This is a genomic window from Halorientalis sp., assembly GCF_028275115.1.
Lineage (GTDB): Archaea > Halobacteriota > Halobacteria > Halobacteriales > Haloarculaceae > Halorientalis.
The window spans coordinates 128,931-143,738 of record NZ_JAQCNH010000019.1; the positions used below are offsets into that span (position 1 = coordinate 128,931).

The following is a 14,808-nucleotide window of genomic DNA, read 5'->3' on the forward strand; positions in this document are numbered from 1 at the left end:
CAGATAATGACACTGCATGTGGAAATAGTCCAGTACGACTGTCCGCACATCGATACGACGGTCGAACACGACGTGTCCTTCCACGCCAAGCAGTGTGATTTCAATCCGGCCACCGAGGAGTCGGAGACACGGATCAGTGTCAGCGGGACGGACTCAGAGGCGCTCGAAAACGGGCTGACCGCACTCCGGAACCACGAGAACGTCCACAGCTTCGATCCGATTGGGCGCGAGCGAAACGCTGTAGTGCTCAAGACCCGTCTCATACAGACCGACGCGATGGAGCGTATTCGGAAACACGACGGTACATCACCGGCCCATTCGGAGTCGAAGACGGGAGCGAAATCTGGCACGTTGGGTTCGACCGCAGCGAGCGGGCCGAGAGTGCGCTGTCGGACCTGCGCAGGGAAAACGACGTTACGAACAACGCCAACGCCGTCTCGTCGCTGCTCGACGGCTGTCGCGGGCCGTCTACGGTCGAAGAGGAGACACTCCGAACGGGGGTCGCGAACGGGTACTTTGCGACGTCGCGGGAGGGAACGCTCCCGACGCTGGCCGAGGAACTGGCCGTCTTCAACAACCTCCGACGGAGCGAACGGAAGCTGCTCGAACGCGTAGGCGACGCACTCGACGAGTTCGACGGCGCGGTTGAGTAGCGACGGTAGTCAGACGACCGGCCGATGACACGTCGGATGAGGCTCTGAGCAACGCGACGGCCCCCTGAGGCCACTCCGGACCCCGTCACGGAACCACGCCAGACATCCGACCGCGGTCTCGCGGCTCAGCGCGACGCCGTCGCCCCAGCCGTCTAGCCGGTAACGTTCCTGCGCTACCCCGAGCCAGTTCCGAAACCGGCTGACGCCGTCGGCGACGCCGTTCTCGAAGAACAGCACCACAACGAGCAGGAGCACACCGAAACTGAACTGCCAGTACTGTTCGAGAACGGCGAACCGGCTGATAAACCAGCGGAGATACTCGTAGGTGAACGCCTACTACGGCAACAGTCACGTCCCGTTCGATCTCGACCTCGAAGTCGCCGAAAACGAAGTGGTGGCACCTCTCGGCCACAACGGTGCGGGCAGGACGACGACGTTGCGGTCGGTCACTGGAACCGCGCCCCGTCGTGAGGGGACCACCGCCTACCAGGGGACGTCGATCGAGAACCGCTCTGTCGACCGAATCAGCAACACGGGAATCTAGCCGATTCCCCAGAAGCGGCGAATCTTCCCGACGCTGACCGTCGCCGAGAATCTTGGGCTCGCTCGCGACTTCTGTCCGGGCAGCGAACCGCGCCCTGTCGCGGAAACGTACGACATATTTCCTTGCTGGACGAACTCCGGGAGAACCGCGGCCGGAAGCTCGGTGGTGGAGAGCAACAGATGCTCTCGGCCGCGCGTGCACTCGTGTCCATGACCACGATGTGCTCTTGCTCGACGAACCGACGGAAGGGCTGGAACCCGTACCCGTCGAGAATTCGGCCGCAGTGCTCGAGGATATCGCCAGTTGCGATGTAACGGTACTGATCACCGAACAGAACGTCGGCTTCGCTCTCACCCTCGCGGAACGAGCACACATCATCGAGGGTGGTGAGAACGCCCGGGACGGGTCAATCGCGGACCTCTGCCGGCGCGAGGGCCTGCTCGAAGAGTCCCTCTCCGTGGGAGTAGAGCGCGCGGAGTAGTCCGCCGACTGCTCGGCTGGCCGACCGCCACACCTGCCAACGTTTTTAGCCGGGCGTGGCCAAAGGTTCGATATGTACGTCCGGGACGCGAAAAACCGCGAGGAGGTCTGGCTTCTAGATCACATCGAAGATATGGGCCTGGACGAGACGGCGTTTCGCTCGCGCGATTACGTCATCGCAATCGACGAAGAGACGAACGAAAAGGCGGGGTTCGGGCGGTTCCGCGTCCACAAGACCGACGACGAGTCGGTCTGTGAACTCACCTCTGTCGGTGTTCTCGACGGCTGGCGCGGGCAGGGCGTCGGTGCACACGTCGTCGAACGGCTCGTCCAGAAAGCCGGCGACGACGGGTTCGACACCGTTTACGCGCTCACCGGCGAACCCAACTACCTACAGCAGTTCGAGTTCGCCCCCGTTGAGGCCGGGTCGCTCCCGAAAAAACTCCAGGGTCGGCTGGAGGAAAAGCGGGCCGCGACCGCACCCGACGCAGTCCCGATGTCGCTCGCCGTCTCCGAGTTCCGGATGCCCCAGAAGTTTCGGGAGGCGTTCAAACGCGCCGCGGTCGACGAGGGTAATACCGAACCCGAGGAAGGCCCCGAAGATTTCGGCATCGACCCCGAGGAAGCGACCTACAAGTACGACACTGGCCGCTGAGCGCGACGCTGCCGACCGGTTACGAGCGCGCGCCCTCGATGTCGAACCGCGCGCCCCCGCCGTCGCTCTCGGTCGCCGTGATCGTCCAGTCGTGGGCCTCGACGATCTCCTCGACGATGGCCAGCCCGAATCCGGTGCCGTCGTCGTCCGTCGTGTATCCGCTCTCGAACACCGCGTCCCGTTCGGTATCCGGAATCCCTGTGCCGTCGTCGGCCACGTAGAAGCCGCGTCCGCCGTCGAGTTCACCGACGGTCACTGTCACGCCCAGGTCGCCGTGTTCGACCGAGTTCCGAAAGAGATTCTCGAACACGCGCTGGAGTCGATCGCCGTCGCCCGTGAGCGTCGTGTCGTTCTCGACGGACAGCGTCGCTTCGTGGGCCTCGACGTTGGCCCACGCGCGCTCTGCGAGTCCCTGGAGTGAGAGTTCCTCCGACGTCTGCACCTGCTGACCGCCGCGGGCCAGTGCCAGCACGTCGTCGACGATGGCGTCCATTCTGTCCAGCGACGACGCCACGCGCTCGATGCGCTGTTGAATGTCGTCGATCCGGTCGCGAGCGTCGTCGAGGTCGTCGATCTCGCCTTCACCGGCGATGCGGGCGAGTTCCAGTTCGCCCGAGGCGACGCTCAGCGGGTTGCGAAGGTCGTGAGAAACGACGCCCGCGAACTCGTCGAGGCGTTCGTTCTGCCGCTGTAACTCGCGTTGCCGGCGCTTCTGTCCGGTGATGTCCTCGATGAGGATCAGGCGGCCGAGCCGGCGGCCATAGCTGTCGTTCAGCGTCGTCGCCGTGACCCGGAGGTCCCGGCCACGGGCCTGCACCTCCGACTCCGCCCGCTGGACGACGTCTCTGACCTCGCCAACCGCGTCCCGAACCTCTGGTACGTCTTCGAGAGTGTCGACGACGTCGCGACCGACCACGCTGACGTCATCCAGGCCGAGCAGTTCCCGACCCCGTGGATTCAGACCGACGACGCGGTCCTGCCAATTGAGGACGAGGACGCCGGCACCGATGTTCTCGATGACGGTACGCTTCGCGACCGGCATCACGTCCAGGAGGTCGTCGGCGTAGATAGCCCACCAGATGGCGAAACCGGTCACGACGAATCCCAGTGCGGTGAGGTCGACGGGCGCGGGGCCGAACAGGAACAGAGCGTTGCCCACCCAGGGTGCGGCGATGCCGACGACGACGGCCGTCGCCTGTCGCTGGTAGACGGGGTCGGCGCGGACCGCGAACTCGAGGAAGAGGCCGGTCGCCAGCGCCAGCAGGAGGTAGGCCCAGATGACGTTCGCAAAGAGGAACCAGCCGTAGGTCACCTGGTACCCGTAGAACGCCGACGGGTCCGCAGCCCCGAACTGGAAAGCCTGTCGGGCGACCGACTGGAACTGGACCCCGACGCCGGTGACGACGGGCTGTATGGCGAGAAACAGCCCCAGCCAACCGTTGATATACTTCTCCCGACCCGTGTACTGCAGGGCCGCGAGCAGGGCGAACGCCGGCACGAGCGTCATACCGAAAAAGTGACTCTTGAGAATCGTCCGCGCCACGGGTGTGCCCGCGAACACCGTCGTCAGCAGCGCCTGCACGATCCAGACGTCGATTGCGAGAAACAGGCCGATCACCTCTCGCTGGCCGCGCGTCGACTCCATGCGCCAAGCGTACACCGCGATGCCCAGACAGGCCACCCCCGCGACGACAAGGACCGCCTGGTAGACAGCGGTAATCGACACCATTCGTCCCTACGTATCCGACCGATTATCAATAAATTACCGCGTGGGTCGGCAGGTGACCCGCCTGCGTGTCGAAGTCGCTGCAGTGGTTACCTATCGGACACATAAATTCCCGGAAACCTCAAACAACGCTTATACACGCCTGCTCCGTTTCTAAAAGCACATGTTCGACGAGGAAGACCTCCAGGAGATACGCTCGGGCAAAGCCGACTGGGACGAGGAGTCGGTCGCGCCGACCGTCGAACGGTTCGGCGAGCGCAGGGAGACGTTCACCACCGACACCGAGGGACAGCCCGTAGAACGCCTGTACACGCCCACAGACGTGGCCGACGTGGACTACGACGAAGACCTCGGGTTCCCCGGTGACGAGCCATACACTCGCGGGGTTTACCCTACGATGTATCGCGGCCGGCTCTGGACCATGCGCCAGTACGCCGGCATGGGCACGGCCAGAGAGACTAACGAGCGGTTCAATTACCTGCTCGACGAGGGCCAGACCGGGCTCTCGATGGCGTTCGACCTCCCGACGCAGATGGGGTACGATTCGGACAACACGATGGCTGCCGGGGAGGTCGGCAAGACGGGTGTCGCTATCGACTCTCTCTCGGATATGGAGACCGTCTTCGACGGCATCCCGCTGGACGAAGTCTCGACCAGCATGACAATCAACGCGCCGGCCTCGGTCCTGCTCGCGATGTACATCGCCGTCGGTGACAAACAGGGCGCCGACCGTGAGGACCTCCGTGGGACCATCCAGAACGACGTCCTCAAAGAGTACATCGCGCGCAACACCTACATCTACCCGCCGGAGCCGTCCATGCGGATCATCACCGACATCTTCGAGTTCTGTGCCGAGGAGGTCCCCAACTTCAACACTATCTCGATCTCGGGCTACCACGTCCGGGAGGCCGGTTCCACGGCGGCCCAGGAGATCGCTTTCACGCTCGGCAACGGCATCGAGTACGTCGAGGCCGCCATCGAGGCCGGGCTGGATGTCGACGAGTTCGCCCCCCAGCTGTCATTCTTTTTTGCCTCCTACAACAACATCCTCGAGGAGGTCGCGAAGTTCCGCGCGGCCCGGCGGATGTGGTACCGGATCATGGAAGAGCGGTTCGACGCCGAGAACCCCAAGAGCAAACAACTGAAGTTCCACACGCAGACTGCGGGGTCGACGCTGACGGCCCAGCAGGTCGAGAACAACGTGGTCCGGGTGGCCTATCAGGCGCTCGCCGCCGTGCTGGGTGGCACCCAGAGCCTCCACACGAACGGGAAAGACGAGGCGGTCGGTCTGCCGACCGAAGACAGCGTCCGGACCGCCCTGCGAACACAGCAGATTCTCGCCCACGAGTCGGGCGCGGCGGACACTATTGACCCGCTCGGTGGGAGCTACTACGTGGAGAGTCTGACTGACGACCTCGAGGACGAGGCCTTCGAGATTCTGGAGCGGGTCGACGGCAAAGGCGGGATGCTCCCGGCCATCGAGAACCAGTGGGTCCAGCGGGAGATTCAGGACGTGGCCTTCGAGCGGCAGCGCGAACAGGAGAAGGGCGAGCGCATCATCGTCGGCGTCAACGACTATCAGGTCGAGGAAGAGGAGGACGTCGACATCGAGGAGGTCGACGAAGGCCTCGAACAGCAACAACAGGAGACCCTCGCGGAGGTCCGCGCGGGCCGCGACGACGAGGCCGTCGAGGCCAAACTCGACGCCGTGCGCGAGGCCGCTCGCGAGGGAGAGAACCTCATGCCGTACCTCGTCGACGCGGTCAAAGCCTACGCGACGACCGGCGAGGTCTGTGACGCCATGCGCGACGTGTTCGGCGAGTACCAGGGCGGCGGCATCTGACGGCGAGACCGCCCTTCCCGGCTGCCCGACGGTTTTCGACCAGCGACAGAACTAAGTAGATGTGTAAAGCACACTTTACTGTAAATCGACCTTTACGGAAACGTCGCTTTACACCGCCCTGACAATCATGTCGACGACACAGGATCATCCAGCACACAGAGGACAGCGCTACAATCGCATCATCATGGCCGTCTTTGCGGTCGGGATCGTGAGTTTCTTCGCCGGAATGTTGCTCGATCAGACCTTCGTCGGGCTGGTCGTGTACGCGGTCACCTGTCTCGGTGGGATCGCGACCCTGCTGTACCTGCAGTTCGCGAGTTCCGTCCAACTGAGCGACGAACGGGAACAGCAGCTTCACGAGCGGGCCAGCGGCACGGCCATTATGATCGCCACCTACGTCGGCCTCCCCGTCGTGATCGGTTTTTACCTGCTGGACACCCTCGGCTACTACGCAATCCCGCCGGTCGTCTGGGGCGGCATCTACGCCTACTCCGCCCTCTTCCTGCTGTGGGGGGTCGTCTACACCGTCGTCCGCTACAACGCATGAAAAACGATCTCCGCGATCGACGCCAGCGACACGATCTGAGTCAGGCCGACCTGGCCGCAGCGGTTGACGTGACCCGGCAGACGATCAACTCCATCGAGCGCGGCCGGTACGACCCCTCGCTCGAACTCGCGTTCGACCTGGCAGACCACTTCGACTGCCGAATCGGGGACATCTTCGACCCGAACTCGCCGCCCGCTGACGCTACAGGCTGACCGACATCATCACTTCGTCGACCGATTCGCCGTCGATCCGGTAGTGGCTCTCGTGGACGGCTTCGACCGCCCCGGCGTGAGCCTCGAAGAAGTCGATAGCGCCCTCGTTCGTGGCCGGGAAACTGCTGTACAGCGTCGTCAGTCCCATCTCTTCGGTCCAGTTGAGCCCGTGGTCGAGCAGGCGACTTCCGATTCCGTGCCCGCGGTGGGCCTCGGCTAATCCGGTGACATCCTCCTCGGCGTAAACGGAGAGGGAGCGGAGCTCCCTCAGGCAGTCGGGCGTAGCCCGACGACGGCGGGGCTTCCCACACAGCGGGAATGTCAGTCAGTTACAATGACAGTTACCACGTACTACAGTGTCGCAGGGCTGATTGTCCCGTCGCCCACAGTCGGAGTATGCAGTTCGACCACGCGGGCATCGCGACCGACGACGCGGGTGCACTCACCGAGCAGTACGCGACCCTGTTCGACGCGACGGTCGCTCACGAGGAACAGTTCGACGGTATGCAGGTCGTCTTTCTCGACTTCGGAAACGGCTTTTTCGAGGTACTCGAGCCGACGACGGACGAGGGGGCCATCGCGAGCTATCTCGACCGGAGCGGTCCCGGTATCCACCACCTCGCGGTGGCGACTGCCGACATCGTGGCGGCCATCGAGCACGCTCGCGAGGCCGGTGTGGAGTTGATCGACGACGCGCCGCGGGAGGGAGCCTGGGGCCACGAGGTGGCGTTCCTGCACCCCGAATCGACCGGTGGGGTTTTGCTCGAATTCGTCGAACATTAAACCGCTGCCGGTCCGACCTCGGCGGGGTCGCGGAAACACTCGATCTCGAAGCGTGCGCCGCCTTCCGGGCTCTCGGCGACGGAGAGCTTCCAGCCGTGAGCTCCGACGATGTCTCGAACGATTGCGAGACCGAGACCGGTGCCCTCCTCATGGGTGGTGTAGCCCTGTTCGAGCACTTCGCCGCGCTCGTCCTCGGGAATACCTGCACCGGTGTCCTCGACGTAGAAGCCGGTGCCGTCCGCGAGCAGGTCGACCCGAATCGTGAGCTCGCCGTCGTTGTGGTCGAGTGCGTTCCGATAGAGGTTCTCGAAGACGCTGAACAGGCGGTTTCGGTCGCTCTCCAGTTCGAGGTCCAGGTCGGCCTCGAGCGTCGCTCGGTCGGTGTCGACGTTCACCCAGGCCTTGGTTGCGACCGCACCCACGTCTACGTCTTCCGTCTCCGTGATCGCCTTCCCGGAGCGAGCCAGCGTGAGCGCGTCGTCGATGATGTCGCGCATGCGGCCGTGTGCCGTCTCCAGTTCGTCGACGCTTTTCTCGTGGTCGTTGCCGAGTTTGGCATCCAGCAGTTCGACGTGACCGGTGGCGACGTTGAGGGGATTGCGGAGGTCGTGGGAGACGATGCTGGCAAACCGGTCCAGCCGCTCGTTCTGGTGTTCGAGCTGTTGGGTTTGCTGTTCGAGGTCCTGTTTCTGCTGACGCAGTTCCTCCTCGCGCTGCCGGAGCACCTGCTCACGTTCCTTCTGGTCGGTTATGTCGTATATCAGCACGCTCTGCCCGGCGAAGGTCCCGGATCGGTCCTCGATATCGGAGATGTTGATGTCGTAACAGCGTTCCTCTGTCTCCGAAACGGGGACCCATATCTGGTCGCGCCGCTCGGTCAGGAGCTCTCCCGCCTCGTAGTCGTCCCAGTACTTCCCCAGGTCGATCACGTCGAAAATGAGCTTGCCGATGACGCGGCTGTGCAACCCGAACATCTTCCGGGCCGTCGAGTTGATGTCGACGACCCGGCCGTCGTCGTCGAGAATCATGACACCGCTGTCGATCTCCTCGATGACGAAGTCACGGGCTAGCGGCAACACGTCGTCGAACCGAGAACTCAACGCCGAGACGACCCTGTCGACCGGGAGCAGCTTCACGAACCGGATACTGAAAAACAGCACGAGGCTGATGGCGCCCCAGAATAAAAACGAGAGCGGCACGAGCATCAGGTGTGGGAACGGGCTCAGGCCTGCGAACGTAATCATGTTACAGATCCACATCGACAGACCGCCGAACGCGAGTACCAGGCTCAGCTTCCGGTAGAGATTCCGGGAGTGTGCCGCCTTCCGAAACAACAGGACCGTCGCCGCGAACATACACAGATAGGTCAGCCCCACGAACGCCCAGACGAGCGGCCCCCAGTCGTACTGTAGCAGCTGCATCGAGCCTTCTTCGACCACCCGCACGTTTCTGAGAACCAGCCCGGTAGTATCCGTGGTCAGCGTCGTCGGGACGTACGCGAGCGGCACGAGCATCAGTCCCAGTCTGGTGGGCCGTGGCACTCTGTCGTAGTTACCGGTGTACGCGGCCGCGAACAGGAACCAGCTCGCACACAGGTACACCGAGGTCGTGAACAACAGCGTCAGGAAGAGGAGTTTCAGCTGTCGCGCCTCGCTCGCGACGGTCACCGCGAGAAACAACGACCACGCGGCGATGCAGGCCATCGCCACGGCGAACCAGACCATCCCGCGCCGGTCGCGTTTTTTGTACCCGAGGTAACTGGCCACCGACGAGAGGACCACGACGAGCAACAACGCGGGTAGGTAAATGCTGTACTGGAACATGGACGTAGGTCTGCCGCTTCTTCCGACCGACGAGCAGTTCTCTTACTTTCGCCTGTCTCCTAACGAGTTTAAACGTACCTCCCGCGCTATCGAAGATGATAACAGTCCCACTTGGCGGCCCGGAACTCGCCCGCCGAGTGCATCCGGGTCGGCGGTCGGGCGAACCATGCAGCCCCGTTGAGGTCGCCGGGCTGAACGGCCAGGTGGCCGCCCTCGTAGCGGCCGTCGAAGAAGACCCATAGCGTGTGGAGCCGTTCGTCGTCATCACCCCTCGAAACGCTAACGCGCCGCCGTATCAGAAACGGCTCGGTGACCCGACAGTCAACCCCGGTCTCCTCGTGGACTTCGCGCACGGCCGCCTCCTCGTAGGACTCGCCGCACTCCCGACCCCCGCCGGGGAGGCCCCACCTGGTAGAACCCCGCGAGAGGACCATCAGCACCCGCCGGTCCTCCTCGATGTCGGCCGGGAGCGACTCCGAGAGCGGCACGGTCTCGGGCGGTTCGCGGACCACCCAGACGTAGCCGCCGCCGGTGTACCCTTCCGCGGTCAGGTCACGCAACTCCGGAAACACCTCGGCGGGCACTTTCTCGCGTTCCTCTCGGACGGGCACGTCGCCGTACTCCGCCAGCAGGCGGTCCTGCCGACGGTCGACCTCCGCCCGATTGACCTCGCGGTTCATCTTCACCCCACCGTTTTCGTTCGCACTGAAATGTTCTCCGACTCGGCAGACGGTGTCAGCCCGTCAGCGTCTCGAACACCTCCTGCTCGGTCTCCTGGACCGTCGAGAGGTGTCCCAGGTCGGGGTAGAACTGTGACTCTGCGGTCGGGATAGCCTCGGTGAGGTACAGCCCCATCGCCGGCGGGACGACGGTGTCTGCTTTCCCGTACCACAGCCACATTGGGACCGAAATCGCCCCGAGGTCGACCCCCCACGGCCGGCCGAAAAGCGCGGTTTCGGTCACCAGCGGGTCGAGTCCGTGATGACGGCGCGACTCGACCATGCTCGCGTGGACGACCATCCCTAGTCTCCCCGTCCAGACCGGTCCGTCCGCCGGCGCGGCGTTCTCGGCCATGGATTCGAGGAAGGTTTCCCGGTCGCCGAGCGCCTGCCGCCCGCCGAGCCACAGGCCGAGTTTCGTCACTGGCGGGAGAACGCGGGCGCCGTAGTACCAGAGTCGGTCTCGCAGGCCGACCGCCGCCATCGGACCGAGTCCGCAGACGACCCCTGCCCGCTCGACGCGCTGGTCCAGGAGTGCCGCGGTCGCCACAGCGTACGGACCGCCGGCCGAAATCCCGAGAACGGAGAACTCGTCGAGGCCCAGCGTGTCGGCCATATCGGCCACGTCGGCGGGCCAGTCGGTCAGCGTGCGCCCGTGAGCCGGATCGGAGACGCCGAAACCCGGCCGCTCCGGGGCGACCACGCGGGCGTTCTGCTCGCGGGCCACGCCGTCGAACGCGGCGGCGAACACGCGCGAGTTGGGGAAGCCGTGGAACAGCACCAACGGCTCACCGTCCGGGTCGCCGACGGTCGCGTATCCGAGGTCGCGGCCGTCACGGAGCTCTACAGTGCAGGGGTCGTCGGCGATTTCGGCGGCCAGTTCGAGAGCGTCGGACTCCCCGCCGACCGCGTCCGTCGCTGGCTCTGTCCCGACACCGAGCCACTCACCGAGCGCGTCGCGCAGTCGCATAGCTCAGGGTCGTGTCGCGCTCCGAATAACGGTTCGGGACGGCCTCAGTCGTAGTACTCCAGATACAGTGCGATCCCTTTCAGACCGAGGTAGAGCCCGAGCGGAATCCCGACCAGGGCGTGCCCGATGGGGCTGTCGAGGAAGCCAGCGACGACGCCGACGACGCCGCCGAGAAATCCAACCACGCCACCGACGAGGCCGAGCAGGGTCTCGACGATGCCGCCGCCGTCGTCACCGTCGCCCTCGGCGGTCTGTAGCTGGGAGCCGTCGGTAGTCGCGTTCGCGGCCGTCGTCGCCTCGGTGGCGGTCTCCTGGGCCTGTGCAGTTGTCGAGCCGAACCCAGGCCCTGAACTGGCGAGTACCGTAACCGCGCCTGCGACCAGCAGGACGGCACCGACTCGGCCTGCGAGGTGGGACCATCGACGGACACTCATCACGCGGAGTACCGACCGGCGGGGGTTAAATCTCACCCGCGTTTCGCCACCCTAGCCGAAGTTCTCGACCTTGGCACCGTCGGGGTCGCCGTCTGCCGCGTCGATGGCGGTCGTCGCGGCGTCGAGGAAGTCCGCGAATCCGTAGACGAACACCTGCTCACCGTCCGCGTGAGTCAACACGTCGCTCGTGGCCGCCGTTATATCGTCGTCTGTATCGAGACGGTGAACCGTGATACCCTCGGCTTCAAGATCCGCGAGGGCCGCCTCCCGGATAGGGTCGTCGTCGCGGTAAACGATGGCGGCTTCGTTGTCGTCCGCGAGCGCGCGGCGTGCGATGCCGACCGCGGGACCGACGCCCGGACCACCCGCGAGGACGACCGCACGGGGTTCGTCCTCGTAGTAGGCGCTTCCGTATGGGCCCGACACGGTGAGTTCGTCGTCGGCGTCCAGGTCCGCGAGGACCGGTCCGAGCGCCCCGTCCGGGTCGATTTCGACGGTGACCTCGAAGGTGTCCGCTACGTCCGACGAGGAGATGGTGTAGAATCGGCTCTCGCGCTCGCCGCCGACCTCGGCGACGAGCTTGACGAACTGGCCCGGGCGGGCCGAGAAGTCCGCAGGCGACTCGAAGTCGATGGCGATGGCGTTCTGACCGACCGACGACACGGCAGCAACGGAGACGGATTCGTCTTCCATATTTGGACCCTGAGTGCCCTTGCCGAAAGGTGCTTTCGGTCCGGAGAGAAATGGACGTACAGTCATTTAACGAAACGATTTGCAGGTTTGAACAGCTATTGCAGAAGGCTTTTGCGTCACCGCTGGGTAGCTGACTGTTAGTATGCCCGCGGACCTCAACTGGGCCATCGGTGGTGAAGCTGGCGACGGGATCGACTCTACGGGCAAGATTTTCGCACAAGCTCTGTCCCGTGCCGGTCGCCACGTGTTCACCTCCAAGGACTTTGCGTCGCGTATCCGTGGTGGGTACACGGCGTACAAGGTACGTACCTCGGTCGAACGCGTCGAGAGCGTCGTCGACAGGCTTGACATTCTCATCGCACTGACCGAGCGAACCATCGACGAGAATATGAACGAGTTGCACGAGGGAAGCGTCATTATCTACGACGGTGAGCGCACCACGATGCAGGACGTCGAGATTCCCGAGGGAATGATCGGGCTCGACGTGCCCCTGAAGTCGCTGGCTGAGGACGCCGGCGGCGCCATCATGCGCAACATCGTCGCGCTCGGGGCCGCCTGCGACGTGGCGGACTTTCCCATCGAGAACCTCGACGAATCGCTGGAAAAGCGATTCAAAGACAAGGGTCAAGCCATCGTCGAGAACAACAAGAAGGCTGCCCGACTCGGGCAGGAGTACGTTCAGGAGGAGTGCGACCACGGTGCCGACTACGACGTCGAGACGACCGACAACGACTACGTCCTCCTGAACGGCAACGAAGCGCTCGGGATGGGTGCTATCGCCGCTGGGTGCCGGTTCTACTCCGGGTACCCCATCACGCCGGCGACGAGCATCATGGAGTACCTGACCGGCCGCCTCGACTCCTACGGCGGGAAGGTCGTTCAGGCGGAGGACGAACTCGCGGCTGTCAACATGGCACTGGGCGCGGCGCGAGCCGGTGCGCGGGCGATGACCGCCACGTCCGGTGCCGGGATCGACCTGATGACCGAGACGTTCGGCCTTGTGGCAACCAGCGAGACGCCGCTGGTCATCACCGACGTTCAGCGCTCGGGTCCCTCGACCGGGATGCCGACCAAACAGGAGCAGGGCGACCTCAACATGACGCTGTACGGCGGCCACGGCGAGGTGCCTCGTCTCATCGTCGCACCGACGACCATCTCGGAGTGTTTCTGGAAGACCATCGAGGCGTTCAATCTCGCCGAGAAGTACCAGACGCCGGTGTTTTTGATCTCGGACCTGGCCATGTCGGTGTCCGAGCAGACGTTCCCGCCGGAGACCTTCGACATGGACGACGTCGAGATCGACCGCGGGAAAGTCGTCGACGAGGACTCGATTTCGGACTGGCAGAACGAACAGGGGCAGTTTCAGCCACACTTCCCGACCGCCGACGGTGTCAGTCCGCGGACCATCCCCGGGACCGACGGCGGCGCACACATGACGACCGGGCTCGAACACGACGAACTCGGCCGCCGGACCGAAGACACCGCGGTCCGCATCGAACAGGTCGACAAGCGCCAGCAGAAAGTCGAGACCGCCCGCGAAGACGAAGACTGGAACTACCGCGAGTACGGCGACCCCGATGCGGACAACCTCGTCCTCTCGTGGGGCTCCAACGAAGGTGCGATGCGTGAGGCGCTTGACCTCCTCGAAGCGGGGAGTACCGACGTGCGTTTCATCTCGGTGCCGTACATCCTCCCCCGGCCGGACCTCTCCGACGAGATCGATGCCGCCGAGGAGGTCATTGTCGTCGAGTGCAACTCTACGGGGCAGTTCGCGGACCTCCTCGAGCACGACACGCTGACACGAGTCAAACGTGTCAACAAGTACAATGGCGTGCGATTCAAGGCCGACGAACTCGCAGGTGCAATCGAAGACGAACTCGCCGAACCAGGTGAGGTGGAAGCAAAACAATGAGCTCCGATATCAGATTCACGGACTTCAAATCCGACAAGCAACCGACGTGGTGTCCCGGCTGCGGTGACTTCGGGACGATGAACGGCATGATGAAAGCCCTCGCGAACACCGGCAACGACCCGGATAACACGTTCGTCGTCGCCGGCATCGGGTGTTCCGGGAAGATCGGCACCTACATGCACAGCTACGCGCTCCACGGTGTCCACGGCCGCGCACTGCCGGTGGGCATCGGGACGAAACTGGCCAACCCGGACCTGGAAGTGATGGTCGCAGGCGGGGACGGTGACGGCTACTCCATCGGTGCCGGTCACTTCATCCACGCCGTCCGCCGGAACGTCGACATGAGCTACGTCGTCATGGACAACCGCATCTACGGTCTCACGAAGGGGCAGGCCTCACCGACCAGTCGGGAGGACTTCGAGACTGCGACCACACCGGACGGCCCGAAACAGCCCCCGGTCAACCCCCTCGCGCTGGCGCTCGCCGCCGGCGGGACGTTCATCGCCCAATCGTTCAGTTCGGACTCTCAGCGCCACACCGAAATCGTCAAAAAGGCCATCGAACACGACGGCTTCGGCTTCGTCAACGTCTACTCGCCGTGTGTCACGTTCAACGACGTCGATACATACGACTACTTCCGAGACACCGTCGTCGACCTCGACGGGACCGACCACGACTCGACGGACTACGACGACGCCAAATCGGCCATCCTCGACGCCGACAAGGAGTACCAAGGCGTCATCTACCAAGACGAACAGTCGGTGCCCTTCGACGAGCGCGTAGGCCTAACCGACTCCATGGCCGACATCCCCGA

Annotated in this window: 16 protein-coding genes and 1 pseudogene; 10 read left to right on the forward strand and 7 right to left on the reverse strand. The window is 64.1% G+C overall.

Going from position 1 to position 14,808, the window contains the following annotated elements; all coding sequences use genetic code 11:
• Positions 1–6 precede the first annotated feature (6 nt).
• From Q0964_RS18595 to Q0964_RS02770, 4 genes and pseudogenes are all read left to right on the forward strand, one after another.
• Positions 7–653, forward strand: a pseudogene (locus Q0964_RS18595) (helix-turn-helix domain-containing protein).
• Between the two features lie 325 nt (positions 654–978).
• A complete protein-coding gene (locus Q0964_RS02760; protein WP_299263188.1) occupies positions 979–1,197 on the forward strand; it encodes an ATP-binding cassette domain-containing protein in 219 nt (72 codons plus the stop codon).
• A gap of 220 nt (positions 1,198–1,417) precedes the next feature.
• Complete coding sequence (locus Q0964_RS02765) at positions 1,418–1,678, forward strand: ATP-binding cassette domain-containing protein (protein WP_299263190.1); 261 nt, start codon at positions 1,418–1,420, stop codon at positions 1,676–1,678.
• Between the two features lie 72 nt (positions 1,679–1,750).
• The gene (locus Q0964_RS02770; protein WP_299263192.1) at positions 1,751–2,332 is read left to right on the forward strand and encodes a GNAT family N-acetyltransferase; all 582 of its coding nucleotides are present in this window, start codon (positions 1,751–1,753) and stop codon (positions 2,330–2,332) included.
• A 19-nt stretch (positions 2,333–2,351) separates the two neighbouring features.
• On the opposite strand, the gene Q0964_RS02775 is transcribed toward Q0964_RS02770, so the two are convergent.
• Positions 2,352–4,061, reverse strand: a complete 1,710-nt coding sequence (locus tag Q0964_RS02775) for a sensor histidine kinase (protein WP_299263194.1) — start codon at positions 4,059–4,061, stop codon at positions 2,352–2,354.
• 160 nt (positions 4,062–4,221) lie between these two features.
• Here Q0964_RS02775 and Q0964_RS02780 point away from each other — a divergent pair, with 160 nt between their 5' ends.
• From Q0964_RS02780 to Q0964_RS02790, 3 genes are all read left to right on the forward strand, one after another.
• On the forward strand, positions 4,222–5,901 hold the full coding sequence (locus Q0964_RS02780) for an acyl-CoA mutase large subunit family protein (RefSeq protein ID WP_299263196.1): 1,680 nt from the start codon (positions 4,222–4,224) through the stop codon (positions 5,899–5,901).
• 127 nt (positions 5,902–6,028) lie between these two features.
• The gene (locus tag Q0964_RS02785; RefSeq protein WP_299263198.1) at positions 6,029–6,448 is read left to right on the forward strand and encodes a hypothetical protein; all 420 of its coding nucleotides are present in this window, start codon (positions 6,029–6,031) and stop codon (positions 6,446–6,448) included.
• Positions 6,445–6,660: a helix-turn-helix transcriptional regulator gene (locus Q0964_RS02790; RefSeq protein ID WP_299263200.1), complete on the forward strand. Its 216-nt coding sequence runs from the start codon at positions 6,445–6,447 to the stop codon at positions 6,658–6,660. Before Q0964_RS02785 ends, Q0964_RS02790 begins: the two co-directional genes overlap by 4 nt.
• Here the strand turns inward: Q0964_RS02790 and Q0964_RS02795 are convergent.
• Complete coding sequence (locus Q0964_RS02795; RefSeq protein WP_349254421.1) at positions 6,650–6,985, reverse strand: GNAT family N-acetyltransferase; 336 nt, start codon at positions 6,983–6,985, stop codon at positions 6,650–6,652. The genes Q0964_RS02790 and Q0964_RS02795 overlap by 11 nt on opposite strands.
• A 71-nt stretch (positions 6,986–7,056) precedes the next feature.
• Between Q0964_RS02795 and mce the strand changes: the two genes are divergently transcribed.
• Positions 7,057–7,443 (forward strand): methylmalonyl-CoA epimerase, encoded by a 387-nt coding sequence (gene mce, locus Q0964_RS02800; RefSeq protein ID WP_299263202.1) that lies wholly within the window; start codon positions 7,057–7,059, stop codon positions 7,441–7,443.
• Here the strand turns inward: mce and Q0964_RS02805 are convergent.
• The 5 genes from Q0964_RS02805 to Q0964_RS02825 form a co-directional block, all read right to left on the reverse strand.
• On the reverse strand, positions 7,440–9,266 hold the full coding sequence (locus tag Q0964_RS02805) for a histidine kinase N-terminal 7TM domain-containing protein (protein WP_299263204.1): 1,827 nt from the start codon (positions 9,264–9,266) through the stop codon (positions 7,440–7,442). The two genes, mce and Q0964_RS02805, sit on opposite strands and share 4 nt — an antisense overlap.
• Positions 9,267–9,352: 86 nt before the next feature.
• Positions 9,353–9,946 carry an NUDIX hydrolase gene (locus Q0964_RS02810; protein ID WP_299263206.1) on the reverse strand — a complete coding sequence of 198 codons (594 nt, stop codon included), beginning with the start codon at positions 9,944–9,946 and terminating at the stop codon, positions 9,353–9,355.
• A gap of 55 nt (positions 9,947–10,001) precedes the next feature.
• Positions 10,002–10,955, reverse strand: coding sequence for an alpha/beta fold hydrolase (locus tag Q0964_RS02815; protein ID WP_299263208.1), 954 nt, complete (start codon positions 10,953–10,955; stop codon positions 10,002–10,004).
• A gap of 44 nt (positions 10,956–10,999) precedes the next feature.
• Positions 11,000–11,389: a hypothetical protein gene (locus tag Q0964_RS02820; RefSeq protein WP_299263210.1), complete on the reverse strand. Its 390-nt coding sequence runs from the start codon at positions 11,387–11,389 to the stop codon at positions 11,000–11,002.
• 51 nt (positions 11,390–11,440) lie between these two features.
• Entirely contained in the window at positions 11,441–12,082 is a 642-nt protein-coding gene (locus Q0964_RS02825) for an FAD-binding oxidoreductase (RefSeq protein WP_299263212.1), read from the reverse strand.
• Between the two features lie 142 nt (positions 12,083–12,224).
• Here Q0964_RS02825 and Q0964_RS02830 point away from each other — a divergent pair, with 142 nt between their 5' ends.
• Together Q0964_RS02830 and Q0964_RS02835 are read left to right on the forward strand one after the other, a co-directional pair.
• Positions 12,225–13,994: a 2-oxoacid:acceptor oxidoreductase subunit alpha gene (locus tag Q0964_RS02830; RefSeq protein WP_299263214.1), complete on the forward strand. Its 1,770-nt coding sequence runs from the start codon at positions 12,225–12,227 to the stop codon at positions 13,992–13,994.
• Positions 13,991–14,808, forward strand: an 818-nt coding sequence (locus tag Q0964_RS02835; RefSeq protein ID WP_299263216.1) for a 2-oxoacid:ferredoxin oxidoreductase subunit beta, incomplete at its 3' end; no start/stop codon positions are given. The genes Q0964_RS02830 and Q0964_RS02835, both read left to right, overlap by 4 nt.

Coding starts and splice junctions, on each gene's coding strand:
- Q0964_RS02790 (WP_299263200.1), top strand. CDS start 6,445: ATGAAAAACGATCTCCGCGATCGACGCCAGCGACACGATCTGAGTCAG.
- Q0964_RS02780 (WP_299263196.1), top strand. CDS start 4,222: ATGTTCGACGAGGAAGACCTCCAGGAGATACGCTCGGGCAAAGCCGAC.
- Q0964_RS02825 (WP_299263212.1), bottom strand. CDS start 12,082: ATGGAAGACGAATCCGTCTCCGTTGCTGCCGTGTCGTCGGTCGGTCAG.
- Q0964_RS02810 (WP_299263206.1), bottom strand. CDS start 9,946: ATGAACCGCGAGGTCAATCGGGCGGAGGTCGACCGTCGGCAGGACCGC.
- Q0964_RS02785 (WP_299263198.1), top strand. CDS start 6,029: ATGTCGACGACACAGGATCATCCAGCACACAGAGGACAGCGCTACAAT.
- Q0964_RS02770 (WP_299263192.1), top strand. CDS start 1,751: ATGTACGTCCGGGACGCGAAAAACCGCGAGGAGGTCTGGCTTCTAGAT.
- Q0964_RS02775 (WP_299263194.1), bottom strand. CDS start 4,061: ATGGTGTCGATTACCGCTGTCTACCAGGCGGTCCTTGTCGTCGCGGGG.
- Q0964_RS02830 (WP_299263214.1), top strand. CDS start 12,225: ATGCCCGCGGACCTCAACTGGGCCATCGGTGGTGAAGCTGGCGACGGG.
- Q0964_RS02815 (WP_299263208.1), bottom strand. CDS start 10,955: ATGCGACTGCGCGACGCGCTCGGTGAGTGGCTCGGTGTCGGGACAGAG.
- mce (WP_299263202.1), top strand. CDS start 7,057: ATGCAGTTCGACCACGCGGGCATCGCGACCGACGACGCGGGTGCACTC.
- Q0964_RS02820 (WP_299263210.1), bottom strand. CDS start 11,389: ATGAGTGTCCGTCGATGGTCCCACCTCGCAGGCCGAGTCGGTGCCGTC.
- Q0964_RS02805 (WP_299263204.1), bottom strand. CDS start 9,266: ATGTTCCAGTACAGCATTTACCTACCCGCGTTGTTGCTCGTCGTGGTC.